This window comes from Rhodococcus sp. NPDC057014 (assembly GCF_042673295.1).
Lineage (GTDB): Bacteria > Actinomycetota > Actinomycetes > Mycobacteriales > Mycobacteriaceae > Rhodococcus_F.
The window spans coordinates 57,711-83,013 of record NZ_JBHUSF010000005.1 but is presented as its reverse complement, the minus strand read 5'-3'; the positions used below and the strand labels follow the sequence as shown (position 1 = coordinate 83,013).

Annotated in this window: 25 protein-coding genes; 11 read left to right on the top strand and 14 right to left on the bottom strand. The window is 68.2% G+C overall.

Annotated features, from left to right (window positions below; all coding sequences use genetic code 11):
* Positions 1 to 344 precede the first annotated feature (344 nt).
* Positions 345 to 2,588, top strand: a complete 2,244-nt coding sequence (locus tag ACFTZB_RS02125; RefSeq protein WP_378429886.1) for a VanW family protein — start codon at positions 345 to 347, stop codon at positions 2,586 to 2,588.
* A 72-nt stretch (positions 2,589 to 2,660) separates the two neighbouring features.
* Here ACFTZB_RS02125 and ACFTZB_RS02120 read toward each other — a convergent pair whose 3' ends face one another.
* The 4 genes from ACFTZB_RS02120 to ACFTZB_RS02105 form a co-directional block, all read right to left on the bottom strand.
* Positions 2,661 to 3,644 carry a hypothetical protein gene (locus ACFTZB_RS02120; RefSeq protein ID WP_378429885.1) on the bottom strand — a complete coding sequence of 328 codons (984 nt, stop codon included), beginning with the start codon at positions 3,642 to 3,644 and terminating at the stop codon, positions 2,661 to 2,663.
* Positions 3,645 to 3,870: 226 nt separating this feature from the next.
* Positions 3,871 to 5,706, bottom strand: a complete 1,836-nt coding sequence (locus ACFTZB_RS02115) for an acyl-CoA dehydrogenase (RefSeq protein ID WP_378429884.1) — start codon at positions 5,704 to 5,706, stop codon at positions 3,871 to 3,873.
* An 82-nt stretch (positions 5,707 to 5,788) separates the two neighbouring features.
* Positions 5,789 to 6,412: a class I SAM-dependent methyltransferase gene (locus ACFTZB_RS02110; protein ID WP_378429883.1), complete on the bottom strand. Its 624-nt coding sequence runs from the start codon at positions 6,410 to 6,412 to the stop codon at positions 5,789 to 5,791.
* 21 nt (positions 6,413 to 6,433) lie between these two features.
* A complete protein-coding gene (locus ACFTZB_RS02105) occupies positions 6,434 to 7,549 on the bottom strand; it encodes a DUF4185 domain-containing protein (RefSeq protein WP_025431974.1) in 1,116 nt (371 codons plus the stop codon).
* A 285-nt stretch (positions 7,550 to 7,834) separates the two neighbouring features.
* Here ACFTZB_RS02105 and ACFTZB_RS02100 point away from each other — a divergent pair, with 285 nt between their 5' ends.
* Positions 7,835 to 8,854: a beta-ketoacyl-ACP synthase III gene (locus tag ACFTZB_RS02100; protein WP_276137226.1), complete on the top strand. Its 1,020-nt coding sequence runs from the start codon at positions 7,835 to 7,837 to the stop codon at positions 8,852 to 8,854.
* Positions 8,855 to 8,888: 34 nt separating this feature from the next.
* Positions 8,889 to 9,512, top strand: coding sequence for a DUF3060 domain-containing protein (locus tag ACFTZB_RS02095; protein ID WP_378429882.1), 624 nt, complete (start codon positions 8,889 to 8,891; stop codon positions 9,510 to 9,512).
* Here ACFTZB_RS02095 and ACFTZB_RS02090 read toward each other — a convergent pair whose 3' ends face one another.
* The 3 genes from ACFTZB_RS02090 to ACFTZB_RS02080 all read right to left on the bottom strand — a co-directional run bounded on the left by ACFTZB_RS02090 (position 9,513) and on the right by ACFTZB_RS02080 (position 12,902).
* The gene (locus ACFTZB_RS02090) at positions 9,513 to 10,274 is read right to left on the bottom strand and encodes an HNH endonuclease family protein (protein ID WP_378429881.1); all 762 of its coding nucleotides are present in this window, start codon (positions 10,272 to 10,274) and stop codon (positions 9,513 to 9,515) included.
* A 74-nt stretch (positions 10,275 to 10,348) separates the two neighbouring features.
* Positions 10,349 to 11,509: an alkaline phosphatase family protein gene (locus tag ACFTZB_RS02085; RefSeq protein WP_378429880.1), complete on the bottom strand. Its 1,161-nt coding sequence runs from the start codon at positions 11,507 to 11,509 to the stop codon at positions 10,349 to 10,351.
* 46 nt (positions 11,510 to 11,555) lie between these two features.
* The gene (locus ACFTZB_RS02080; protein WP_378429879.1) at positions 11,556 to 12,902 is read right to left on the bottom strand and encodes a cytochrome P450; all 1,347 of its coding nucleotides are present in this window, start codon (positions 12,900 to 12,902) and stop codon (positions 11,556 to 11,558) included.
* Positions 12,903 to 12,989: 87 nt separating this feature from the next.
* On the opposite strand from ACFTZB_RS02080, the gene ACFTZB_RS02075 reads away from it, so the two are divergent.
* Both ACFTZB_RS02075 and ACFTZB_RS02070 read left to right on the top strand, forming a co-directional pair.
* The gene (locus ACFTZB_RS02075; RefSeq protein WP_378429878.1) at positions 12,990 to 13,607 is read left to right on the top strand and encodes a TetR/AcrR family transcriptional regulator; all 618 of its coding nucleotides are present in this window, start codon (positions 12,990 to 12,992) and stop codon (positions 13,605 to 13,607) included.
* Between the two features lie 49 nt (positions 13,608 to 13,656).
* Positions 13,657 to 14,586, top strand: a complete 930-nt coding sequence (locus tag ACFTZB_RS02070) for an alpha/beta fold hydrolase (protein WP_378429877.1) — start codon at positions 13,657 to 13,659, stop codon at positions 14,584 to 14,586.
* 33 nt (positions 14,587 to 14,619) lie between these two features.
* Here the strand turns inward: ACFTZB_RS02070 and ACFTZB_RS02065 are convergent, their stop codons facing one another.
* Entirely contained in the window at positions 14,620 to 15,393 is a 774-nt protein-coding gene (locus ACFTZB_RS02065) for a VOC family protein (RefSeq protein ID WP_378429876.1), read from the bottom strand.
* Between the two features lie 117 nt (positions 15,394 to 15,510).
* On the opposite strand from ACFTZB_RS02065, the gene ACFTZB_RS02060 reads away from it, so the two are divergent.
* Positions 15,511 to 16,797 (top strand): alpha-hydroxy-acid oxidizing protein, encoded by a 1,287-nt coding sequence (locus tag ACFTZB_RS02060; protein ID WP_378429875.1) that lies wholly within the window; start codon positions 15,511 to 15,513, stop codon positions 16,795 to 16,797.
* 3 nt (positions 16,798 to 16,800) lie between these two features.
* Here ACFTZB_RS02060 and ACFTZB_RS02055 read toward each other — a convergent pair whose 3' ends face one another.
* The gene (locus ACFTZB_RS02055) at positions 16,801 to 17,097 is read right to left on the bottom strand and encodes a response regulator transcription factor (protein ID WP_378429874.1); all 297 of its coding nucleotides are present in this window, start codon (positions 17,095 to 17,097) and stop codon (positions 16,801 to 16,803) included.
* A 108-nt stretch (positions 17,098 to 17,205) separates the two neighbouring features.
* Positions 17,206 to 18,288: a DUF1524 domain-containing protein gene (locus ACFTZB_RS02050; RefSeq protein ID WP_378429873.1), complete on the bottom strand. Its 1,083-nt coding sequence runs from the start codon at positions 18,286 to 18,288 to the stop codon at positions 17,206 to 17,208.
* Positions 18,289 to 18,463: 175 nt separating this feature from the next.
* Here ACFTZB_RS02050 and ACFTZB_RS02045 point away from each other — a divergent pair, with 175 nt between their 5' ends.
* The 3 genes from ACFTZB_RS02045 to ACFTZB_RS02035 all read left to right on the top strand — a co-directional run bounded on the left by ACFTZB_RS02045 (position 18,464) and on the right by ACFTZB_RS02035 (position 20,516).
* Positions 18,464 to 19,453 (top strand): alpha/beta hydrolase, encoded by a 990-nt coding sequence (locus ACFTZB_RS02045; protein WP_378429872.1) that lies wholly within the window; start codon positions 18,464 to 18,466, stop codon positions 19,451 to 19,453.
* Complete coding sequence (arfB, locus tag ACFTZB_RS02040) at positions 19,450 to 19,911, top strand: alternative ribosome rescue aminoacyl-tRNA hydrolase ArfB (RefSeq protein WP_378429871.1); 462 nt, start codon at positions 19,450 to 19,452, stop codon at positions 19,909 to 19,911. Before ACFTZB_RS02045 ends, arfB begins: the two co-directional genes overlap by 4 nt.
* Before the next feature lie 125 nt (positions 19,912 to 20,036).
* A complete protein-coding gene (locus ACFTZB_RS02035; RefSeq protein WP_378429870.1) occupies positions 20,037 to 20,516 on the top strand; it encodes a sigma factor-like helix-turn-helix DNA-binding protein in 480 nt (159 codons plus the stop codon).
* A 5-nt stretch (positions 20,517 to 20,521) separates the two neighbouring features.
* Here the strand turns inward: ACFTZB_RS02035 and ACFTZB_RS02030 are convergent, their stop codons facing one another.
* The 4 genes from ACFTZB_RS02030 to ACFTZB_RS02015 are packed head-to-tail and all read right to left on the bottom strand — an operon-like array spanning position 20,522 to position 22,442.
* The gene (locus tag ACFTZB_RS02030; protein ID WP_378429869.1) at positions 20,522 to 20,872 is read right to left on the bottom strand and encodes a VOC family protein; all 351 of its coding nucleotides are present in this window, start codon (positions 20,870 to 20,872) and stop codon (positions 20,522 to 20,524) included.
* A gap of 41 nt (positions 20,873 to 20,913) precedes the next feature.
* Positions 20,914 to 21,477 (bottom strand): SRPBCC family protein, encoded by a 564-nt coding sequence (locus tag ACFTZB_RS02025; RefSeq protein ID WP_378429868.1) that lies wholly within the window; start codon positions 21,475 to 21,477, stop codon positions 20,914 to 20,916.
* Positions 21,474 to 21,791: an ArsR/SmtB family transcription factor gene (locus ACFTZB_RS02020; protein ID WP_378429867.1), complete on the bottom strand. Its 318-nt coding sequence runs from the start codon at positions 21,789 to 21,791 to the stop codon at positions 21,474 to 21,476. The genes ACFTZB_RS02025 and ACFTZB_RS02020 overlap by 4 nt, the downstream gene beginning before the upstream one ends.
* Before the next feature lie 33 nt (positions 21,792 to 21,824).
* Positions 21,825 to 22,442 carry a TetR/AcrR family transcriptional regulator gene (locus ACFTZB_RS02015; protein WP_378429866.1) on the bottom strand — a complete coding sequence of 206 codons (618 nt, stop codon included), beginning with the start codon at positions 22,440 to 22,442 and terminating at the stop codon, positions 21,825 to 21,827.
* Positions 22,443 to 22,567: 125 nt separating this feature from the next.
* Between ACFTZB_RS02015 and ACFTZB_RS02010 the strand changes: the two genes are divergently transcribed.
* Positions 22,568 to 23,494 carry a diiron oxygenase gene (locus ACFTZB_RS02010; RefSeq protein ID WP_378429865.1) on the top strand — a complete coding sequence of 309 codons (927 nt, stop codon included), beginning with the start codon at positions 22,568 to 22,570 and terminating at the stop codon, positions 23,492 to 23,494.
* Positions 23,491 to 25,302, top strand: a complete 1,812-nt coding sequence (locus ACFTZB_RS02005) for a DUF4873 domain-containing protein (protein WP_378429864.1) — start codon at positions 23,491 to 23,493, stop codon at positions 25,300 to 25,302. Before ACFTZB_RS02010 ends, ACFTZB_RS02005 begins: the two co-directional genes overlap by 4 nt.
* Position 25,303 lies beyond the last annotated feature (1 nt).

Genomic DNA, 25,303 nt, shown 5'->3' with positions numbered 1-25,303 from the left:
TCATAGAGGCGTGAACCGACCGGCCTTTCCGGTAGCTGGGAGACCGGAAAGGCCAGCGTGTGCGCGGTGCGAGCGGGGGTCCGGCAACGAGGGGTGGCCGGATCCCCGAAAACTTTTCCGACAGGTGTAACGCTGGAGATTAGCTGGCGATATCCCTGTCAGCCCCGTGTTGCTGCCTGACCCCCGACCTGGCAGCAGCGCGGGGCTCTTGCATTTCCGGCGGCCGGTAGGCTGACGTGGGGGTCTCGACCGGGCCTCGCTCGGATCGGATCGCGCTTGAAATGCAACGAGCACCGACGGCAAGCTGAGGCCCGCACGAAGGACAACTCGGTGAGAGGGCCACGGTGAACGACGAAGACGGCGACAAGGGGAGCACTGCACCCGAACGGTCGACGCCGGACCCTGACGCGACGCCCGACAGCGTCGAACCCGAGAACGCGGCCACCGAGCCCGCTCCGGAAGCGGACGAGGTGACGCCTCCCGACGACGCTCCGACGTCGCAGCCGAGTGCCGACGAGGCCCCGACAACGCAGCCGAGTGCCGACGAGGCCCCGACAACGCAGTTGGACCTCGGTGACCTGGGAGAAAGGTCCGAGGAGCAGGCCCCGTTGTGGGTGGAGCCGCCGGCGAACGAGGACGTCACGCAGGTGATTCCCGCGATTCCGCCGGGTCCCGTTCCCGGTCCGACGCAGGCGTACACGACGCCGGCCGAGGACCCGACGGTGGTGGCCCCGCCGGCCGCGCTGCCGGTCCCGCCGCAACCGGAACCGCAGCCCGCGGAGGAGCCGGCCGAGAAGGCTCCGGCCCGTGCCTCGTGGGTGAAGGTGGCCGCGATCACCGGTGGTGTGATCGCCGTGATCGGCGTCGCGTACGCCGCGGACCTCGCGGTGTCCTCCGGAAAGGTCCCGCGCGGGGTGACGGTGGCGGGCGTCGACGTGGGTGGTTCGACCCGCGAGGAGGCGGAGGCCACGTTGCAGGCGCAGGTCGGCCCCCGCGTCGGTCAGCCGCTGACGGTGCAGGCCGGTGACGTGTCGACGGAACTCGTGCCGTCCGCCGCCGGGCTCGGGGTCGATTGGGAAGCCACCCTCGACCGGGCCCATTCGCAGCCGCTCAACCCGTTCACCAGGGTGGCGTCGTTCTTCACCGCCGACGAGATCGGGGTGGTGTCGACCCGTGACGAGACCGCGCTGGCGTCCGCCGTCGACGGCCTGCGCAGTGAGACCGACCGCGCGTCCCGCGAGGGGACCGTCGTGTTCGAGGGCGCGACCCCCGTCCCGGTGGATCCGTCGACCGGGCAGAACTTGAACGGTGAGGGTGCCGAGGCGGCGCTGATCGAGAAGTGGGCGTTCGGCCGGACGGTGGATCTGCCGGTCGACGTCGTGCCCGTGACGGTGACGCAGGAGGGTGTCCAGCGGGCGCTCGACGACGTGGCGGTGCCGGCGGCGTCCGCCGATCTGGTGGTCACCGGTCGCGACGGCAAGGTCGCGACCGTGCCGCGTCAGCAGATCGGTGCCGTCGTCGGCTTCGAACCGGACGGCAGCGGCGGGTTGAAACCGACGTACAACTTCGAGGCCGCGACCGGCATCCTCGCCCCGCAGCTCGTGTCGACGGAGATCGTTCCGAAGGATGCGAAGATCACGCTCGACGGGGGATCGCCCGCCGTCGTGCCCGCGGTCGTGGGCGATCTGGTGCAGTGGCCCAAGACGTTGGAGACCATGCCCGAGGTGTTGCGCGGCAACGGTTCTCACACCACCCCCGCGGTGTACGGGCCGGTCCCGCCTGCCCTGACGACGGAGGCCGCGCAGGCGCTGGGTGTGAAGGAAGTGGTCGGCGAGTTCACGACCGGCGGTTTCTCGGCGGCGTCCGGGACGAACATCCGGCTCGCTGCCAGCGAGATCAACGGGGCGCTCATCAAGCCGGGCGACACGTTCTCGCTGAACGGGTACACCGGTCCGCGCGGAACGGCGCAGGGCTACGTGGAGTCGGGCATCATCAACAACGGCCGACCGGACACCGCCGTCGGCGGCGGTGTGAGCCAGGTGGCGACGACGCTCTACAACGCCGCGTATTTCGCCGGCATGGAGGACGTCGCGCACACCGAGCACTCGTACTACATCTCGCGGTACCCCGAGGCACGGGAGGCCACCGTCTTCGAGGGCGCCATCGACCTGCAGTTCCGGAACACCGGAAAGACGGGTGTGATGATCCAGGCCATCGGCGGCGCCTCGGATTTGACCATCCGGTTCTGGGGCACCAAGTCGGTCGACGTCGAGTCGATCACCGGCAACCGCACCAAGCCGACGCAACCCGACACGGTCACCCTGCCCGCCGGTGACCACTGCATCGCCTCCAGCGGCGCACCGGGATTCACCGCCAGCGACACCCGGGTGATCTCCGATCACGCCACCGGCCAGGAGATCTCCCGGGACACCAGGACCGTCCGCTACGACCCCGTCCCGATCGTGAAGTGCGAGGAACCCGGCGCGCCCAAGCCCGACGAGCGCACCCCCGCCGCCTCGCCCGCCCCGTCCGCTCCGGCCGAGAACCCGAGCACCACCCCGAAGCCGAAGCCGAACGAAGGCGAGTAGCCGCACTCGTTCTCTGTTCGCGCACCCCCTCGTGGGCCCGAAAATTTCTGCGTGAACAGAGAAGTGGTGCGTCTACAGCGCTCGCACCGTGAGCGGATGCGCGGACGGCAGCGGCGCCTGGACGGCCCAGCCTCGCGGCGACTCGGCACGGGCGATTGCGCGGCGGACCCGGTCCACCACCTGCGCGGGTGACTCGAGATCGTCCCAGGTCCACCGCACCACCTGGAACCCGAGGTCGCGCAGTGCGTCCTCGCGCTGCTTCTCGGCGAACACTGCGTCGCCGGGCGATTGACCGGGTTTCAGCAGCCGTCCGTACTTGATGCGTCCGTCGAACTCCCCGAGCACGACGCCGTCGAAGTGGAAGTCGACGCGCCCGACACGGCGCCCGCCGGGGTCGAACACCTCACCTTGCTGGGAGGGAACAGGGAGCCCGGCCCGCGCCAACATCACCCGGCTTCGCGATTCCCCGACGCTTTCGCTGTGCCCGCTCACGAACCGGACGACCCTGCGTGCCGCGTCGATTCCGTGCCGCCCCGTGGCGAGGGCGAGTTCGGCATCCAGTTCGTCGCGGCTGATGCCGAACCTGCGGACCGCCGCGTCGCCGGCCACGACTGCCTGCTCGAACGGCAGCGTCCTCGCCAGGTCGACGACGGTCCGCGCCGGGAGGGTCAGCGAGTGCCCGTCCACCACCGCCACGTGCTCTCCGATCGGGGCGCAGTGCACGGTGATTCGCCGCTTCACCCGGCCGCCTCCCCGCCGGTTTCGGGTGACGTGCACGCGGTCGAGGGCCGTTCGCCACAGCGGCAGTCCGTACACGACCGCCGCGGACTGGTGGCTGAGCACCGCGTCGTCGGAGAGGGCGTGAAGTGTCGAGTCGATCAGGAAGCGATGGCGTTCCTCGTCGCCGAGTGCCGAGTACACCGCTGCGGAGAGGTACGCGCCGCGGCCGATGCGGTGCCACTCGCCGCGCGTACACAGGCGCCGGATCTCGTCGTCGCTGTAGCCGCGACCCAATGCGTCCTGGCGTCGCAGCATCGCTTCCGGGTCGTGTTCCATGGGAACGATTCTCGTCCGGACGGCGCCGGGAATCCGGTCCGGCGGACCTGCCTGTGGATGAACCGAAGGTTGTGGACAACTCCCGCACTCCTTCTCGGCCCGCGCACTACCTGTCGGGCCCGAGAAGGGGTTCGTGGACCGAGAAGTGGTGCGGCGAACCGGTCAGGGCACGAAAAGGCCCGGTGGCCGGGGACGAATCCCCAGCCACCGGGCCGTGTGAGGCCGATCAGAACGCTGCTTCGTCGAGCTCCATGATGTCGTTGTCGAGGTTGGCGACGATGCCGCGGGTGGCGGTCAGCTCGGGCAGCACGTTCTTCGCGAAGAAGGACGCGATGGCGACCTTGCCTTCGTAGAACGCCTTGTCCTTGTCGGAGGCGCCTTCGTCGAGGGCCTTGATCGCGATCTCGGACTGGCGCAGAAGCTGCCAGCCGATGAGGAGGTCGCCGACGGACATCAGGAACCGGACGGAGCCGAGGCCGACCTTGTACAGCTCGGACGGCTGCTCCTGCGCGCCCATGAGGTACCCGGTGAGGGTGGCGGCCATGGTCTGGACGTCCTCGAGGGCGGTGGCGAGCAGGGCGCGCTCGGCCTTGAGGCGGCCGTTGCCTGCCTCGGTGTCGATGAACTTCCTGACCTCGCCTGCGACGTGGGCGAGTGCCACGCCGCGATCGCGGGCGATCTTGCGGAAGAAGAAGTCCTGCGCCTGGATGGCGGTGGTGCCCTCGTACAGCGAGTCGATCTTGGCGTCACGGATGTACTGCTCGATCGGGTAGTCCTGCAGGAAGCCGGATCCGCCGAACGTCTGCAGGCTGTCCGTCAGGTACTGGTAGGCCCGCTCGGAGCCGACGCCCTTGACGATCGGGAGCAGCAGGTCGTTGACACGGAACGCGAGGTCCTTGTCGGCGCCGGACACCAGCTTGGCGGTGGCCTCGTCCTGGTGCGCCGCGGTGTACAGGTACACGGCGCGCAGGCCTTCGGCGTACGCCTTCTGCATGGCGAGGGCGCGACGGACGTCGGGGTGGTGCGTAATGGTGACGCGCGGGGCGGCCTTGTCCGTCATCTGCGTGAGGTCTGCGCCCTGGACGCGTTCCTTCGCGTACTCGAGGGCGTTGAGGTAGCCGGTAGAGAGGGTGGCGATCGCCTTGGTGCCGACCATCATCCGGGCGTGCTCGATGACGTCGAACATCTGCGCGATGCCATTGTGGACCTCGCCGACGAGCCAGCCCTGGGCGGGAATGCCGTGGCCGCCGAAGGTCACCTCACACGTGGCAGAGACCTTCAGGCCCATCTTGTGCTCGACGTTGGTGACGAAGACGCCGTTGCGCTCGCCCAATTCGTTGGTCTCGAAGTTGAAGTGCGTCTTCGGGACGAAGAACAGCGACAGTCCCTTGGTGCCGGGGCCTGCGCCCTCGGGGCGGGCCAGGACGAGGTGGAAGATGTTCTCGAACAGATCGTCGGAGTCGGCGGACGTGATGAACCGCTTGACGCCCTCGATGTGCCAGGAGCCGTCGTCCTGCTTGATGGCCTTGGTGCGGCCTGCGCCGACGTCGGAACCGGCATCGGGTTCGGTGAGGACCATGGTGGCGCCCCAGCCGCGCTCGACGCAGGTGGCGGCCCACTTCTTCTGCTCTTCGGTGCCGTTGTGGAACAGCACGTCCGCGAACGCGGGTCCGGCCTGGTACATGTGCGCGGCCGGCTGGGCGCCGAGGATGAGCTCACCGATAGCCCACACGACGGATCGCGGCACGGGGACGCCGCCGATCTCCTCGGAGAGTCCCATGCGGTACCACTCGGCGTCCCACAGTGCGCGGAACGACTTCTTGAAGGATTCCGGCAGGGTGACGGTGTGGTTCTCGGGGTCGAAGACCGGAGGGTTGCGGTCGGCGTCGGCGAAGGACTCGCCCAGCGGTCCCTCGGCGAGGCGGGCAACTTCACTGAGCATGTTGCGGACGGTGTCGGCGTCGAGATCGCCCCACACGCCGTCACTCAGCGGCTGCTCGAGACCGAGTACCTCGAAGAGGTTGAACTCCAGGTCGCGGACGTTGCTCTTGTAATGGCCCATGTCTTCTGTCTCTCCCAGTGAGATGGTGCGGTCTATCCGTGAGTACCGCCCAAGTTATTACTCGTCGGTAACATCAGCGATATTACGCGCCATTTACCGGACTGCCAAGACTCGGGCGGTGTGCGACGAGGAGTGCGTCGATCGCCGTTCCCGCGTCCGTGTCGCGGAATCGCCGTTCGGCGACGTCCACGTTCAGGCGACCGCCGAGCATGGTCACCAAATCATCTGGTGTGTACAGGATTTCGATGTCCTGAGGACCCCCGACTCCCTGCGACAAGTTAACGGCGTCATGCCCCAAAATCATGAGGATTCCGTCAGGTTTCAGCGCGGATATGGCGCGGTTCACAACCTGCAGACGCTCCTCCGGGGCGAGATGGAGGTAAATCATGAGCACGAGGTCGTACTCGCCTCCGAGGTCCGACTCGGTGACGTCGGCGACGCGGTAGTCGAGCCGTTCCCGGACCGAGCGGGGCGCTTCGGCGGCCACCCGGCGGGCCTTGTCGAGGGCGACGGCCGAGTAGTCGAGCCCCGTCACCTCCCAGCCGCGGGTGGCGAGCCAGTGCGCGTTGCGGCCCTCCCCGCACGCGAGATCGAGCGCGCGACCGCGCGGGAGTGCGGTGACCTGCTCGACCACGACGGCGTTGGGTGGCGCGCCCCACACCAGTTCGCTCTGTGAATACCGTTCGTCCCAGGCAGCTGCATCCATGCCCCGACGCTAGTACGACCGCTACGGAGTGAGCGTGGTGCGCATCAGGAGAACGTTGTAGTTGTTGTGCACCGTCGTGAGGAAGTAGAGGTCGCGGCCCGACGACCACGGGTGGATGTAGGCGCCGTACGCGGTGGGGAGTTCCCGGGTGTCGACGAGCACCTCGGGTGGTCCCCACGGTCCGGTGACCGACGGGGAGCGCCGCATGACCACCGAGTTGTACTGGTCGGTGGTCAGCATGAGGTACTGGCCGAGGTACTCGTTGTACGCGACGGACAATTCGCCGACGCCGCCCGGCATGATCGGCTTGGCGACGTCGGGGTTGCCCTTGATCCACTTGGCGCCGTCGAAGTACTCGTACGCGCCGAGGTCCATGATCTGGGGTTCCGGGACGCGGGCGATGTGGACGAGTCCGCCGCGCCCGGCGGGTGTGCCGTACTGGTAGACGAAGCCGTCGGCTTTGACGAACGCGCTCATCTGGAAGTTGGCGTTGCCCCCGACGTTCGGGCGCTGCGTCTCGGGGGCGACGGTCCAGTTCTCGCCGTTGTCCTGCGAGTAGACGAGGCCGGAGTAGTTGGTGTCCCACGTGCCCGCCGGACCCCAGTTCTTCACGGACATCATGCTCAGCACCTGGGTGTTGCCGACGGCGACGCCTGCGGTGGGGATGCGGCTGATCTCGACGAACGGGATCTTCGGGCTGGGGACGAGCTCCTTGGACTGGCCGAAGATGTCGCGGGGTGAGCTGTCGAAGTTCATCCCGTCGGACAGGATGCCGTCCGAGCTGCGGAAGAGTGTGCTGCTGCGCCAGGCCCACAGGCTGCCCGACAGCAGGTTGGGCAGTCCGAGCCCGGCGGAGTCGCCGAACGCCGTGAGGACCTGGCCCTGGCCGTTGTCCCACATGATGCCGAGGTCGGTGCCGAGGACGTTGGCGTCCTGGGTGCGGTTGGGACTGAGCATGCCGGTCTGTTGAGCGACCGCCTGGGTGCGTCCGGTGAGGTGCGGAATCCCGTTGGTGCCGTTGAGTCCGGGGATCGGATTGATGGCGTTGGGGTTCGCGGCGGCCGGGCCCGCGAATGCGATCAACGTCACGGCCGCGCCGACGAGCGAGGCTGCTGCAAGAGCTCTGGTTCGCTTCACGAAGGTCACTCCATCTCTAGCAGCAGGCGGCACTGCGTGGCCTGAAGAGACCACTCCCCCTACCGGTGATCAACTGCTGGAAATCGCGAGAAGTCTAACAAGTCTGTTCTTCCGAAAGTGTCGATTCGACCGCCCTGTTCGTTTCATCCGTGCCCCTGCAGATCCGATATTACCCGCGAGTAACAGGAACCGGTGCTACCCGCGGGGCGGCCGCCGACGTAACGTGTGCTGGCGACAAGTCCACACTGCGCGTAACCACGCGGGACCTGATGAGGAGATCGATCGATGGGAAAGCAGATTGCCACCGTGGCTGGAGGTCGGCAGTCCGCCCTTCTCGGGCTCGGCGTGTACCGGCCCGAACGGGTCGTCACCAACGACGAGATCTGTGAACTGATCGACTCGAACGACGAGTGGATCCAGTCGCGCTCGGGCATCCGCAACCGGCGGTTCGCGGCGGAGGACGAGAACGTCGTCACGATGTCCATCGAGGCGGGGCGCAAGGCGATCGAGGCGAGCGGGATCGACCCCGAGCAGATCGGGTGCGTCATCGTCGCCACGTCGACGTACCTGCTGCTGACACCGCCTGCTGCCGCGCTGGTGGCCGACGCCCTGGGAACCAACGGGCCGGGAGCGTTCGACCTGGGCGGTGGATGTGCGGGCTTCTGCACGGCGCTGACGGTGGCGTCCGACCTGGTTCGCGGCGGATCCGTCGACTACGCCCTCGTGGTGGGTGTCGAGAAGATGAGCATCACCACCGACCCGACCGACCGCTCGACGCGCTTCATCTTCGGTGACGGCGCCGGGGCCGTGGTCGTCGGCAAGAGCGACGTCGCGGGCATCGGACCGGTGGAGTGGGGTTCGGACGGCTCCCAGGCCGACGCCATCGTGCAGGACCTGGACTGGTACGAATACATCACGACGCCGGGTGCGACGCGTCCGTACATCAAGATGGCCGGTACCGCCGTGTTCCGCTGGGCCGCCTTCGAGATGGGCAAGGTCGCGCTGCGGGCGGTCGAGAAGGCGGGCATGTCGGTCGACGACCTCGACGCGTTCGTCCCGCACCAGGCCAACTCGCGGATCACCGAGGTGATCGCGCGCAGCATGAAGCTTCCCGAGGGTGTGCCCGTGTCCGACGACATCGCCGAGAGCGGCAACACGTCGGCGGCATCGGTGCCGCTCGCCATGGAGGAACTGCTGCAGTCCGGAGCCACCAAGCCCGGCGACACCGCCCTGCTGCTCGCCTTCGGCGCCGGGCTGTCCTACGCGGCCCAGGTCGTGACGATGCCGGTACTCGCGAAGAACTGACCCGGTCCCGTCGGGGGCAGGAAAGCAGGGATCGATGGGTGTCACCCGGCAGTCGGTCGCCGTCGCGGTGCTGATGTCCTCCGCCGTGGCCCTCGCGGGCTGCGGCGGAGGGAGCACCGGTGGGGCCGGCACCTCCACGGTGTCCGGCTCTGCGGTGGAACTGAACTCGGGCGGTGACTGCGCGGGCCGCGACGTGATCGTCAACCGCGACGGTGCCGGGGTCGTCCTCGAGGGCGAGTGCGGCACCGTCACCATCGAGGCCAACGGCGTCTCGGCGACCGTCGCCACGTCGAACGCGGTCGTCGTGCGCGGTCAGGACACCAACGTCGTCGGCGGGCAGACCGGAACGCTCACCATCTCGGGGCGCAGCAACAGTTCCACCATCGACGTCGTCGAATCGATCGACCTGCAAGGCAACGCCGTGACCGTGGTCGGCAAGCAGGCGGAGCGGATCTCGGTCAGCGGAAGCGGGAACTCCCTGAACGTGGACGACTCCGGTGCGATGACGGTGAGCGGCAACGACAACTTCGTGCGCGCGGTATCCCTCGACTCCCTCGAGCTGACCGGGTCCAACAACTCCGTCGACTGGGATTCCGGTGCGACGGCCCCGGCGGTCGACACCGGCTCCGAGAACCGGCTCACCCCGCCCGGAGCGTGATCACCGCGCGCCGCAGCCGGTGAGCACCGCGGCCATCGCATCGCGTTCGGGTGCCGTCACCCAGAGTCGGTACGCCACTTTCACTTCCACCTGCCGTGCCACGTAGGTGCAGCGGTACGCCGCCATCGGGGGCAGCCACGTCGACGCGTCGGCATCGCTCTTGCGCTGATTGGTGGGCCCGTCCACCGCCTGCAGGTTGCGGGGATCGTTCGCGAGGTCGGCCCGCGTCTGCGCGTCGAGGAGCTGAGCGCCCTTCTGCCACGCGTCCGACAGCGCCACCACGTGGTCGATCTGCACGGCATCCGACGTCTTCGTGCCGCGGGTGAACGCAATGATGTTGCCCGTGTAGAGATCCCGCAACGTGCCCGTCTGCACCACGCAGTCGCGGGTGCGGTCGCGCGAGGTGATGTCGACGAGGTCGCGGCGCAGGATGTCGTTGCGGGTGTCGCAGCCGTTGCGTCCGAGCGCGACGGACACGTTGTCGGTCCAGCTGGGGCCGAACAGCTCCCGGTCGTAGCCCGTCTTCGGTGCCCTGCCCTTCACCTCGAGGGTGGACAGCTGGGTGAACGCCGTCTGGATCTGTTGTGCGTCAGTGGCTTCCGACGGTGCGGCCGGTCCGGTTCCGGAGGCGAGGGTGCCGTCGGGGTCCGGTGAGAGCATCGTGACGAGCACGACGACGAGCAGGCCGGCGAGGATCCAGGGCCACTTGGTTCTGATGGTCGTGATGATGGAGCCGGTGTTCGGTACCGCAGAGCGGGGCATGAATCTCTCCTGAAATCAACGCTGTTCGTCATTTCTATCAGGAGTGGCCCGGTGAGCCGGTGAACGACCCGGGTTTACGTCGCGGCGCCCAGCAACAGCGGAACCAGCAACTCGTCGTCGGTGAGCGCGCCGTGCTGCCCGGGGAGGGCGGACAGCCGCGACTCCGCCTTGCGCCGGACCACCGCGACGCCGCCCTGCGCGACGGCGACGACGTCACCGATGCGGCCCTGTACCTCGGATCGCACGGCGGGACCGAACAGTCCCGCGGTGACGGCCTCGTCTCTGGTGCCGATCCACATGCGGTGTCCCAGTTCGCTCCTCCATCGGGCGGCGACGTCGTGCGCGGCTCCGGCTCGTGCGTGGACGTGCCTGCACCGTGGCTCGCCTGCGAGCGCCACCACGCCCTCGGAGAGCGCGGGTGTGTCGTCGAAGTCGATCTTGTCGGCGTCGTCGACGGTGACCATGCCGTGGTCGGCGGTGACGTGGAGGGCGGCGCCCGGTTGCGCGATCGCGAGTTCCGCGGCGAGTCTCTCGACGAGCCGGTCGACGAGGTCGAGTTGGTGCAGCCACGGTTCGGATCCCGGACCGTAGATGTGCCCGAGGGTGTCGATTTCGCTGAGATAGCAGTAGGTGAGCGTCCGCTCGCCGGATCGGGCCGCGGTGACGACGTGCGCGATCAGGTCACCGTACGCGTGTATTCCCGCGAATTTCCCGCCGCGGAGGACGGCTCGGGTGAGCCCGGACCCGTCGAACTTCGCGGGAACCACGGTGGTGCACGCGATACCGGCTGCCGCGGCACGCTCGAAGACGGTCGGTGCGGGCTGCAGGACCTCGGGAACCAGCCGGGTGAGTTCGTCGCCCTTGTGGCCTGCGCGCCACGACAGCCAGTTGATCGTGCCGCGCACCTCACGAACGTATGACTGGTAGCCCGTGATGCCGTGACCGCCGGACGGCAGTCCCGTGCCGAACGACGCGATGCTGGTGGCGGTCGTGGTGGGGAATCCCGCCCGGATCGGCCGTCCGGTCAGGCTGTCGAGAAACGGTGCGCGCTCGCGGTGGCGACGCAGCAGGCTCCAGCCGAGGCCGTCGAGCAGGATCACCACGGCGTGTCTGCTGTCGGGCAGGTGCAGCCGGTTGGGCTCGCCGGCGACACCGAGCGAAGCGAGCACGGACGGCATGAGGTTGGACAGCGTGGGCTGCGAGTACACGTCGAGCGGGGGTGCCGTAACGGTCATGACTCCCACTATGGTGGATCGGCCGGGGCTGCACTACGGAGTCGGCTCAGTACAGGTCCACCGGCTGGCCGTCGGAGGGGAACGGCAGCGAGGTGTAGTCGAGCGGGGCGACGTAGCCGGGGCTCACCCGCCAGTCGAATCGCTGCAGCAGGTGGTGCATGACCGTCTTGATCTCGGCGCCCGCGAAGTGCATGCCCAGGCATTTGTGCACGCCGCCGCCGAACGGCTCCCATGCGAACCGGTGGACCTTGTCCTCGCGGCGTTCGGGTGCGAACCGCTCGGGGTCGAACCGCTCCGGGTCGGGCCAGTACTCGGGCATGTGGTGGGTGAAGTGCACGACCACCGACATGTATGTGCCCTTCGGGATGTAGTGGCCGAGCACCTCGGTGTCCCGGACCGCTCGCCGCGCGACCACCGGGACCGGCGGAACGAGACGCTGGCATTCCTTCATGACGAGGTCGAGGTCGGTGAGCTCGTCGAGTTCGGCGTAGCCCGGGGTGGACGTGCCGAGCGCCGCGGACTGGAGCCGGCAGCGCTCCTGCCACTGCGGGTGCTGGCCGAGGTACTGCATCATCGTCGACAGCGTGATGGTGGACGTGTCGTGCGCCGCCATCAGCAGGAAGATCATGTGGTTGACGACGTCGTCGTCGCTGAACCGTTGTCCGTCTTCGGATTCGATGTGGCACAGGGCGGAGAACAGGTCTTCGCCCGCACCTGCGCGCCGGGCCGGCAGGTACCGGCGGAAGAAGTCCTCGAGTCGGCGGCGTCCGTCGATGCCACGCTTCCACCGGGTCCCGGGCAGCGGGTACCGCACCACCGACGTGGCTGCCTGCACGCAGTCGATGAAGGCCCTGTTCACCTCGGCCATCTCCCGTGGCGTCGACCCCTCGGCGCCGCCCATGAAGATGCTCGTGGCGAGATCGAGCGTCAGTTCCTTCAGTGCCGGGTACACGGCGAAGCCCGGGGTGGGGCGCCAGGCGTCGAGCCCCTTCTCGACGGCCGGGTGCAGTGCCTCGGTGTAGCGCGACAGCCGGTCCCGGGTGAAGGCCTGCTGCATGATTCGCCGGTGGACGAGGTGTTCGTCGCCGTCGAGGAGCATGAGCCCCCGGTGAAAGAACGGCCCGATCAGCACGCTCCACCCGTCGCTGTTGACGAAGGCGCGGTCCTTGTTCTGCAGCACGGCCTGGCAGCCGTCGGGTCCGAGCACGGTGACCCACCTCTTGCCTGCCATGCTCAGCCAGGACACGGGGCCGTAGCGGTCCCAGCGGCTCTGGAGCAGTCCCATCGGGTCGCGGAAGTACTCCAGCGAGTGTCCGATGACGGGCAATCCGGCATCCCCAGAGATGGGGCTGAGCGCGCTTTCCTGCGGCGGAGCAGCGAGAACCTTGGGCACGGGCACTCCCTCGTCGGGTATGTGACAGGACACCATGTCAGATGTCTGTAGTGTGCGTCACACCGGGTGGTCTGTCAACATCGAGTGATGAGTCAGCCGGCGCGGCAGTACCGCGGGAGAAGTTCGGAGGAGCGCGCCGCCGAACGCCGTGCGCGACTTCTCGAAGCGGGGCTACAGGTCTTCGGGACCGTCGGCGGCGACAGGGCGACCATGACCGCGATCTGCGCCGAGGCGAAACTGACGGAACGCTATTTCTACGAGAGTTTCCGCGGCCGGGACGACCTGCTGGTGCAGGTGATCGAGGGGATCGCCGCGGAGATCGGCGAGGCTGCGCGGGTCACGCTCCGGACCGTGACGGGCGACCCGGAGGTGAGGGTGCGGGCGGCGATCGCGGCGTTCGTCGGGATCCTGACGGCCGACCCGCGGAAGGGGCGGGTGTCGATCATCGAATCGGCGGGCGCCGAACCGCTGCGGACCCGAAGACGTGAACTGCTGCGGGCGTTCGCGCTGCTGGTGGCGGAGGAAGCGAGAGAACTGTACGGCGACCGGGCGTGGTCGTCGCCGCAGGACGAGATCACCGCACTGCTGTTCGTGGGTGGGCTCGCCGAACTCATGACGGCGTGGCTGAACGGTGAGATCGAGGTGTCTCCCGAGCAGATCGTCGACGCCGCCACCTACCAGTTCACGTCCACCGCACACCGCTGAGCGGGTCCCGGCCGGAAACGTGACGACCGTCACGTGCGAAGCTGTGGGCATGGTGGATATCGCACGCCCACAGTTGGAGGGCACGGTCGCGGTAGGAGAAGGGCGTCGGCTCGGCTTCGCGGAGTTCGGTTCGGCGCAGGGCAGGGCGGTGTTCTGGCTGCACGGCACACCCGGGGCGCGGCGTCAGGTGCCGATGGAGGCCCGGGCGTTCGCCGAACGCGAGCACGTGCGGCTGATCGGGATCGACCGGCCGGGGGTCGGGTCGTCGACCCCGCACCGCTACGGCGCGGTGATCGACTTCGCCGAGGACCTGCGCACGGTCGCCGACACGCTCGGCATCGACCAGATGGCCGTGATCGGCCTGTCCGGCGGCGGCCCCTACACGCTCGCCGCGGCGTACGCGATGCCCGACCGCGTGGTCGCGACCGGCATCCTCGGGGGTGTCGCGCCGACGAAGGGCCCCGACGCGATCCGCAGCGGGTTGATGGATCTCGCGGTGCTGGCCGCCCCGGTGCTGTCGGCGGGCGGCGTCCCGGTCGGGCTGGCGGCGAGTTCGGTCATCAGGCTGGCGAGGCCGTTCGCGTCGCCGATCATCGACCTGTACGGGCGGATGTCGCCGGAGGGCGATCGCCGTCTCCTCGCGAGGCCGGAGTTCAAGGCGATGTTCCTCGACGATCTGTTGAACGGCGGCCGCAAGCAACTCAGTGCCCCGTTCGCCGACCTCGTCCTGTTCGCGCGGGACTGGGGATTCCGGGTGAACGCGGTGAAGACCCCGGTCCGGTGGTGGCACGGCGACTGCGACCACATCGTCCCGCTCCGGCACGGGCAGCACATGGTGTCGCTGCTGCCCGACGCCGAGTTCCACACGATGCACGGGGAAAGCCATCTCGGCGGCCTGGGCATGTCGGAGGAAATTCTCCGCTCGCTCCTCGACATCTGGGACGCCAAGGAGGCGCAGGCGCCGTTCGGCCCGGTGTGACGGTGGCGCGGCCTGCGCGCCACCGTCTCGAGGTCAGGACTGCAGGGTGGTGATCTGGAACGTGGCGCCGAGGGGGTCGGCGACGGAGGCGAGCCGCCCGAACGGGGTGTCCTCCGGTTCGCGCCGGACCGCGCCGCCGAGTTCGGTCACCTTCGCGACCGCCGCGTCGGTGTCGCCGACGCCGATATAGAACTGCCAGAACGAGGGGACGCCGTCGGGCAGGAACGAGTCGGCGTCCATGATGCCGGCCACGGTGCGGTCGCCGACGTTGGCCTGGGAGTACCGGAATTCGTCTGTGTCGCCGAGGGTCTGATACGTCCAGCCGAAGACGTCCGCGTAGAAGGGGAGCGCGGCCGCGTAGTTGCGCGACAGTGTTTCGTGCCAGACGGGTGCGCCGGGTTCGTCGACGAGGCCGAAGCCGGTGTGCTGATCGGCCTGCCACACGCCGATGACGGCGCCGGCGGGATCGCCGAGGATGGCGATCGTGCCCTGGTCGCCGACGGCCATGGCGGGCATCATCACCTGACCGCCCGCGTCGGCGGCCTTCGCCGCGGTGGCCGCGGCGTCCTCGGACGCGAGGTACGTGGTCCACACGTTGCCGTACGGGTTGCCCTGCTGTTGCGGGCCTAGGCCCGCAATGGGTTTGCCGTTCATGCTGAAGATCGAGTAGCCGCCGTACTGCGGATCCTCGTTGGTGTCGGACCTCCACCCGAACAGTCCGGTGTAGAACGGAATGACTTGTTGCGGGTCGGAACTGGTGAGATCGATCCAGCAGGGAGCGCCGGTGAGGGACGGACGGTCGGGCATCGCGGTCTCCTAGGACGTCAGGGGGTCGGGGCAGCGCGCGGTGTGGTGCCGGTCACAAACCTACGCGTCCAGGCGACACGGCGCCGGGTAGTGACGTGCTGTGGAAGACTCGGCCGCATGTCTGCGAGCGAGAACCAGGACAGCCCGGGCCGGGCCCGCCAGAATCTGATCTACCGCGACGGCATCCTCGGCCGCACGCCCTCCGTTCCCACCGACTTCGACACCCTCGAGCGGCGCGCGCGGCGGAAGATGAGCGCGAAGGGGTGGGCGTACGTTCACGGCGGCGCCGGTCTGGGCCGCACGATGCAGGCCAACCGCGCCGCGTTCGACAAGTGGCAGATCGTTCCCCGGGTGCTGCGCGACGTCTCGAAGCGCGACATCGGGATCGAGCTGTTCGGGCGCCGCATTCCGGCGCCGGTGCTGCTCGCACCGGTCGGTGCCGCCGAACTGGCCAGGCCGGAGGCCGACGTGGCCATCGCCGCTGCCGCCGCCGAACTGGGTGTGCCGTACATCTTCTCCAACCAGGGCTGCGCCCCGATGGAGGAGAGCGCGGCGGCGATGGGCGACGCGCCCCGATGGTTCCAGCTGTACTGGAGTACCGACGACGACCTCGTCGACAGCCTGTTGCAGCGGGCGGCGAACATCCGGGCCGACGCCGTCGTCGTCACCCTCGACACGACGATGCTCGGCTGGCGGCCGGAAGATCTCAACCTCGGTTCGCTGCCGTTCGCGCAGGGGCAGGGGATCGCGCAGTACACGTCCGATCCGGTATTCCGCCGGATCGTGCACGACCGGATCAAGGCGGCGGCGACGAAGCCGGACGTCGAGGTGACGCTCGGCGCCATCCGGTCGCTGGTGTCGATGACGCGGCGCTTCCCGGGCCGTTTTCTCGACAATCTGCGGTCGCCGGAGCCGCGGGCCGCGGTGGAGACGTTCCTCGACATCTACTCCCGGCCGTCGCTGAGCTGGGCCGACATCGAGACCCTCCGCAGCAGGACGTCGCTGCCGATCCTGCTCAAGGGCGTGCTCCACCCGGACGACGCCCGGCGTGCACTCGATGCCGGGGTGGACGGGATCGTCGTGTCGAATCACGGTGGGCGGCAGGTCGACGGCAGCGTGTCGTCGCTGGACGCTCTCGTGGACATCGCGCCCGTCGTCGACGGCAGGCTGACGCTGCTCCTCGACAGCGGAATCCGCACCGGAGCGGACGTCTTCAAGGCGCTGGCGCTCGGTGCCGACGCCGTGACACTCGGCAGGCCCCACCTGTACGGCCTGGCCCTGGCGGGTCAGGCCGGTGCGCGGGACGCCACCGCCAACGTGATCGCCGAGTTCGACCTCACGATGGGTCTCAGTGGTCTGACGTCGGTGGCCGAGATCGACCGGGACGCCCTGCGCAGGGCATAGGCCTCAGAGCTCGGCGATGGTGATGATGCCGTCCTGGAGGGCCCGGACCAGCAGTGCCGTCTTGGTGGACGCGTCACGCCCCACGAGTGCGTACTTCTCGCGGATGCGGGTCAGGTGGGTGTTGACCGTGCCGAGGGCGATGTGGAGGTCGGCGGCGACGGCGAGCTTGGAGTCGCCGCGCAGCCAGTGGCGGAGAACCTCGATCTCGCGCGCCGACAACGCCGGCTTCTCCAAGACGCGGGCGACTGGCGGTTCGTCCGTATGTGGGGGGTGCCCGAGTGCGTCGGGTGCAGTGGTCATGCCGGTCTCATCTTTCTGACATGTACAGAAATGACTACAGGTACCCGACGTCCCTGCAGGCAGTTCAGGTTAACTGGTGGTGGCGGTGCGTGTCTCGGCAGGCCCGGATCAGCTCTCACAGCCGACACCGTCGCCGTCGCGGTCCAGGTGTGTGCCGTAGCCTGGTTCGCCGAGGTGGACCGGTGCGGCACCAGCCGCTTTGGCCGCCGAACAGTTCTTGTAATAGACGTCGCTCGGCCCCGCCGTGTCCACGAACGGGACGGGCGCGGGCGCCGGGGCGGGAACGGGAACGGGGGCCGGTGCAGGCACCACGGCCGGGACCGGGTCGGTGGTCGGGGCGGGCGCCGCAGCCGGCGTCGCTGCCCCGCAGTCCTCGAGGACCCGGGCGATCGCATCGTGCTCGGCCTGCGTCACCCACAGCCCGTACGCGGCCTTCACCGCCACCTGATCCGCCACGTACGTGCACCGGTAGCTCTTGTTCGGGGGCAGCCAGGTTGCGGCGTCGCCGTCCGACTTCTGCTGGTTGGCAGGGCCGTCCACGGCCTTGAGGTTCCGCGGATCGTTCGCGAAGTTCACTCGGGTCGCGGTGTCGAGTTGCTGAGCGCCCTTCTGCCAGGCGTCGGACAGCGCGACGACGTGATCGATCTGCACGGCGCTCGACGTGCCCTCTCCGCGGACGAAGGAGATGGCGGTGCCGGTGTAGGGGTCGTGCAGGGTTCCGGTCTGCACCGCGCAGTCGCGGGTGCCCGGCTTGAACACGATCTGGACGAGGTCGCGCCCGAGGATGTCGTTGCGGGTGTCGCACCCGTTGTGGCCGCCCTCGACCGTGACGTCGTCGGTCCACGCCTGACCGAACAGATCCCGGTCGTACCCGGTCTTCGGTGCGCGGCCCTTGATCTCGAGACCGGCGAGCTGCTGCAGTGCGGCGGTCGCGTCGGCGCCGCCGACCACCGCGGGTGCGACCGGTGAGAGCGCCAGCGCAGACGAAACCGGCACCGGTGTCGAGGAACTCGACGTGGCAGCCGCTACCGTCGAAGCCGCGGGCGTCGCCGACACGGATGAGGCCTGGGCCGATTGGCCGTCCTGTCCGGGGCTGCTGCACGCGACCGCGGCGACGGCTACGACGATCCCGCCGGTAATCCAGGGCCACTTCTTGCGAGCGGCAGATGATGTGGGCAGGGGAGACGTCATGCCGGTCCTTCAATGAACGTGGGGGGTCGGATGTTCATCGCACGGAAGGTCTCTTCCGTTACTCGGCACATGGCGAGAACTGTTAGCATGCCCCGGGACCGGAATTCGTGCGGGTGGAGGGCGGTAATCGGTCGTGACACGACATGTCTTACGGGGGAAATTGCGCACAGCGGCCGTGACGGCCGCGACCGTGATGTCCCTCTGTCTCGGCGGCACCGTCGCGGCCGCCGATCCGGTCGTCGACACCGGTCGTGCGCTCGCTGCGGTGGCGGCGCCGAACGGTTCGAAACTCGACCACGTCACCGTGATCGATCCGAGACATTTGACGCTGCACGTCTTCTCGGCGTCGATGCAGCGCGTCGTGCCGGTGTACGTGCAGCGGCCCGCCGATACGAGCGCGCCGCGGCCGACGCTGTACTTCCTCGACGGCCAGATCCGCCGGGAGAAGACCGATGTCGAAGAGTTTCTGGCCGACCAGAACGTCAACGTCGTCAGCCCGTCCGGCGGTGAGAACGCGTATTGGACGGACTGGAAGAGCCCCGACCCGGTCATGGGGGTGAACAAGTGGAAGACCTTTATGACTCAGGAACTTCCGCCGGTCGTCGACGCGGCCCTCGGAACCAACGGAGTCAACGCGCTCGCCGGCATGTCCCGGGTCGGCACCGCGGCACTGCAGTTGGCGATCGCCGCCCCCGGCCTGTTCCGTGGTGTCGCCGCCTACAGCGGTTGCGCTCTGACCAGTGATCCACTCGGTCAGTTGCTCATCAAGATCACCATGGACAACTACGGTTACGGCGACCCGGCCAACATGTTCGGCGAGCCGGACGATCCGGCGTGGTCGGCGAACGACCCGTACGTGCATGCTGCCGAACTGCGCGGCACGGAGCTGTTCCTCTCCAACGGCAACGGTCTGCCGGGACGTTACGAGACCCTCGACGGCCCCGGGATCGACGGGAACGTCGGGGTGCTCGCGCGGCAGATCTACGCGGGTGGTCCGATCGAAGCGGTGACCAACTACTGCACGCATCGATTCACGGATCGCTTGGGAGAGCTGGGAATACCTGCAACTGCGAGTTTCCGTAACTCGGGGACACACTCGTGGGGGTACTGGCAGGACGACCTTCACGATTCCTGGCCGGTGCTGGCTCGGGCGCTGGGAGTGTGAGCGAAGTTCCTCCGGTGTTTCCCGGCGGCGAGGTCACCGACGACCTGGAGATCACCCGGTCGCTCGTCGTCCCGGCCGCCGAGTTGCAGTGGCGGTTCTCCCGTGCCGGTGGTCCCGGCGGCCAGGGAGTGAACACCACCGACTCGCGGGTGGAACTCCGGGTGAACCTCTGGACGTTGTCGACCCTGTCTCCCGCCCAGCTCGACCGCATGCAGGTTCGGCTGGGACACAGGATAGTTGACGGTGTGGTCAGCGTGGCGGCGTCCGAAACCCGTTCGCAACTGCGCAATCGGCGTGCGGCACGGGCCCGGATGGCGGCGCTGCTGCGTGCGGCCGTGCTGGCCGAAACGCGGACCCGGCGTCCGACCAAGGCGACCAAGGGCTCACACCGGCGAAGACTCGACGCCAAGAAGCAACGCGGCCAGACCAAGAACTTGCGGAGGAAGCCGGACATGTAGGTGGTTTCACGCACCGGGAAATGGGGAACTTCCCGGATGTGGTGCCCCCTCGTGTGTCGGAAGATGAGTACGGAAGCGCCGTCACGGATGACCGGAGACGGCGAGGTCGGGGGATCGAGGGCGGCATGAGTGTGCTTGACGAGGAATTACATTCGGCGGCGACGGCCGCCGCGGCGGGGGATCGCGGGGCCGTGCAGCGGGTGACGGCCACGCTGTGGCCGCAGGTGGTGCGGTATTGCCGTACCCGCGTGGGGAATTCCACGACGGTCACGCGGCCCGCAGACGAGGTGGCGCAGCAGGCGTTGCTCGCGGTGGCGCGGCAGCTTCCGTCCCTCGCCCGCAGTGACCATCCGGTCCGTGAGGTGTACCGCGTCGTGAGCCGGACCGTCGCGGACGCGCAGGGTGGTTCCGGAAGCCCCGACCTCCCGGCGGAGGTGGCCCGATTGCTGCACGGACTCGATCCCACCGCACGGGAGATCGTGCTGCTGCGGGTCATCGACGGACTGTCCGCGCACGACACCGCGGGCGTCCTCGGTCTCCCGGTGGGCCGTGTTCTGGTCGTGCAGCACGAGGCGCTGCGAGCCCTGCGGGCGAAGGTGGCCTGATCGCGTCAGGTCCGGCCGGAGAGTACGCAGAACTCGTTGCCCTCCGGATCGGCGAGCACCACCCAACTCTGCTCGCCCTGACCGACATCCGCGTGCCGGGCGCCGAGTGCGAGTAGCCGTTCGACCTCGGCCTGCTGATCGTCGGGCCGGAAGTCGAGGTGGAGCCGGTTCGGGATCTGCTTGCGGTCCGGAACGGCGACGAACAGGATCTCCGGGTGGCTGTCGGCCCGGGGCCGGATGTGGACGTCGCCGTCGGCGTCGGTCACGGCGCCCCAGCCCAGGGCCTCGGCCCACCAGCGTCCGAGGGCTGTCGGATCGACGGCGTTGACCACCACGGCTTCCCATTGCAGGCCCATGCGTCAACGGTACCGGGGAGCGGTGGACGGCCGTCGCCGATTCACGGCAGCGTCGGATCGATCGGTTCGACGCCGAGGCGTTCGGAGTACTGCTCGTTGAGTGTGCGCCAGCCGTAGTTCATCGCGTCGGCGCCGACGATCGGTCCGATCGGATTGCCGTCGAGCAGGGCCTCGGCGACGTCCAGGCACATGTGCCACCCGGCGGCCGTCATCGCCGCGGTGCGCTGGTCGTCGAGGGTGTGGCGCAGGGTCAGTCGCGTTCCCTCTCCGGTCTCCTCGATCGTCCACAGCAGTACGTCGTCACCCCAGGCGTGTTCGAGAACGTGCGGTGCCTCGGCCCGTGTCACGGTGCCGTCGAGTTCCGTGTGGTCCGGTCCGTCGACCATGGTCAGGGTGGCGGGACCGACCGTGCCGAGGTTCCGGTCCGCGGTGTACGGCGCCCACTGCGGCAGTTCTCCGGGGTCGGTGAGCGCGGTCCACAGCGCTGCAGGCGAGTGTGTGAACTCGCGGACGAAGGTCAATGCCCATCGGGTGCCGTCGGGTCGTGCTTCGGCGTGCCGGAGTGGGCTGGGGCGGTAGTCGCGTCGTGCGTCCGACTCGGTCATGACGAATTCTCCTTCGAATCGAGGTGCTGCCCGAGGGCGTCGAGGTGGTGTGTCCACAGCCGGCGGTAGGGCTGCAACCACCGTTCGAACTCGTCGAACGGTTCGCGGTCGAGACTGTAGATGCGCTGCTGGGCGGCGGTGCGGCAGGTGACGAATCCGGCTTGTCGCAGCACCCGCAGGTGTTTGGACACGGTCGGCTGGGGCAGCGAGAGTTGGTCGACGAGTTCGCCGACGCTGGCGTGGCCGTCCCGCAGCCGTTCGAGGATTCTGCGCCTCTGCGGTTCGGCGACCACGGTGAACACGTCCGGTGCCATGACCTCGAGTATTCCTCTATGCGTATATACGCGTCAAGGAATATGCACGTCCGGTTGCGGGATGAAGGCGATCGACAGCAGGGACCGGACGAACTCGCGCAACGACTGCTCGTCGGACGTGTCCACGATTCCCTCCGTGATGACGAGGGAACCGACGATCCGGAACGCCCACTCGGAGATGGCGGCGGGGCTCACCCCCGACAGTTGCCCGGGCGTGAACAGGCGCTGGAAGTGGGGGGTCAGCAGTTGCGCCCCGAGTTCGATCATCGGCTTCGCCTTCACCGTGAACCACGGGAGTACCACCTCGGGGTCGTCGCGCAATCCCTTCTGCAGCAACCGGTGTCGGCGTGCGTACTGGACGGCGAACACGACGGCGTCGACGAATCGCACCTGGAGTTGGCTCTGCCGTCCCCGCAGTATGGGGTCGAGGACGACGAAGAAGCGGGAGATCTCCCGCTGGAAGAGGGCCTCGAGGATGGCGGACTGGTCGCCGACGTGTTTGTAGAGCGTGGGCCGCGACAGTCCCGCTCGCTCGGCGATGACCGCATGGAGTCGGGTGCTGTAGCCGAGTTCGATCAGGCACTGTTCGGCCGCGTCGAGGATTCGTTCCCGGAGTTCACTCGGGGTCGGTGTCGTCGGCCGCGTCCTCACGGCCTGATTGTGCTGGTCGGGTGGGGTGGGCGCAAACCGGAAGGTGCAAATGTGAACTCGAGTTACAGACAACCATTGACCTGGATCACACCCGGGTTTACGTTTTACCTATAAACGGCAATGAGATGGGATCGCTCTCGACGAAGGGATCAGCGATGTCTCAGCGTTCACACACGATCGATCGGGAGGAAGTCGCCGGCAGGCTCCTCACGGGTTCCGTCAAGCGTTCGTACGCTCCCGTCGTCGACATCGACTGGGACGCGCCGCTCGAGGACGGCAAGTACTTCCTGCCGCCGCAGGTCCTGTCCCTGTGGGGAACGGAGATGTGGGACGGGATGAGCGAGGCGCAGCGCATCGAACTGTCCCGGCAGGAATCGGCGAACATCCTCAGCGTCGGAATCTGGTTCGAGAACATCCTCAACCAGGCCCTGCTGCGCGCGCTGCTGCACAACGATCCGAGTTCACTGCACACCCGGTACATGCTCACCGAGATGGGCGACGAGTGCAGGCACATGACGATGTTCGGCCGCGCCATCGAGCAGATGGGCGCCAAGCCCTTCCAGCTCCGGTGGTACCAGGCCGTCGTGGTCAACGTGCTGCCCAAGACGTTTCGCGGAACGATGCTCTGGGTGGCCGCTCTGATCGGCGAGGAGATCTTCGACGCCACACAGCGGCGCGTCCTCGAAGACCCGCAGTTGCAGCCGATGATCTCCCGGCTGATGCGGATCCACGTCACCGAAGAGTCCCGGCACATCCGCTTCGCACGCGAGGGGGTGCAACGCCGCGTCGCGGAAGGCCACCGGATCGACCGGCTGTGGGTCGGCACGCTGCAGGGGATCGGCGGCCCGCTGTTCCAGCGGCTGTTCACCAACCCGGCCATGTACGAGCGGGCCGGACTGGATCCGAAGGAGGCGCGTCGACAGGCGCTGGCAAATCCGAACTTTCGCGAGAATCAGCGCCGCGGGTTCGCATCGCTGGCCGCGTTCCTCGAGGAGAACGGCCTGATGCGGGCGACCTCCCGTGCGTTGTGGCGGCGCGGGGGATTCCTGTGACCGACCGATCCGCCGAAGTGGACGTCCTCGTCGTCGGTACCGGATTCGCGGGATTGTGCATGGCGATCAAGCTGAAGGAGGCGGGGCAGGAGAACTTCGTCGTCCTCGAGAAGGCCGATCGCGTGGGCGGAACGTGGCGGGAGAACACGTATCCGGGATGCGGGTGCGACGTGATGTCGCTGATGTACTCGTTCTCCTTCGCGCCCAACCGGAAATGGACCCGGATGTACGCGCGGCAGCCCGAGATTCTCGACTACATCGAGCGCGTGGTCCTCGACTACGACCTGGCACCCCACATCCGGTTCGGCGCCGAGGTGAACTCCTACGACTTCGACGAGACCACGGACCGGTGGCGGGTCGAGACCCGCGCGGGTTCCGTGTTCCACCCGAGGATCGTCGTCGCGGGCCCGGGGCCGCTGCACAAACCCAGCGTTCCCGTGTTCGCCGGACGAGAATCGTTTCGGGGAACGACATTCCACTCCGCCGAATGGGATCACTCGGTCGACCTGGCCGGTAAGCGGGTCGCGGTCGTCGGCACGGGAGCCAGTGCCGTGCAGTTCGTGCCCGAGGTCGCGAAGACGGCCGCACACGTCGACGTCTTCCAGCGGACACCGCACTGGATCCTGCCGAAGCTGGACCGTCCGATCACCGCCGGCGAGAAGGCGGTGTTCAAGACTGTGCCCGGCGCGCAGAAGGTCTACCGCCACGCGATCTACTGGAGCCACGAATCGCTGATCGCCGGGTTCCTGCACCCACGACTGATGACGGTGCTGGAATCGGCCGCCCGGGGACTGTTGCGAAGGCAGGTGCACGACCCCGCCCTGCGCGCCGCCCTGACTCCCGGTTACACGATCGGGTGCAAGCGAATCCTGGTGTCCAGCAACTACTACCCGGCCCTGCAACGGGAGAACGTCGACCTCGTCACGTCGGGCATCTCGGAGATCGCCGAGCGCGGGATCCGCACCGAGGACGGACGCATGCACGACGCGGATGTCATCGTCTACGGCACGGGATTCGCGGTCGGCGACCGATTCGAGAACGAGCACATCGTGGGTCGTCGCGGGCTGACGATCCAGCGGGCCTGGCGCGACGGCATGGAGGCGTACCTTGGGGTCGCCGTGACGGGCTTCCCGAACTTCTTCCTCATGATGGGGCCGAACTCCGGAGGCGGCAATCAGTCGATCGTCTTCGTCATCGAGGCCCAGGCGCACTACATCATCCGATGCCTGGCGCTGATGAAGAAACGCGATGCGACGCGGATCGAGGTGCGGGCAGGCGCGCAGCGCGAATTCAACCGGGTGATCCACCGCAAACTCGAGGGCTCGGTGTGGAATTCGGGTGGTTGCGACAGCTGGTACCTCGATTCCACCGGCCACAACCGGGCGGCGTGGCCGGGCTCGAGTGCGTCCTACTGGCGGCGCCTGCGTACCCCCGACGACCGGCACTTCGAGCTGAGTTCGCTCACCGAACGCGAGGACGACACCGAGTACCGGGGGCCGGGCGTGCTCACGTCCGGCGACCTGACCGTGGCCGTCGAGGTCTTCCTGAACGGCCATCTCGAACCGCTGGACGGGCTGTATCACTGGTACGGACGGGTCGTCGGCGACGGCGTCGCCGCGGCCGAGCAGCGCAACCGCACCCCGCTGTTCCTCACGATCGGCGACGGTCCCGAGGTGCCCGCCGTCCTCGCCGAGCGCGACCCGTGGGGCCACTTCCGGATCGCCGGAGTCGGGACGCCGCCGTTCCCGCTGGCACCGGTCGACGTCGAGGTTCCCGTCTCCGCGGCCAAACTCGCGTCGGCGGAATAGT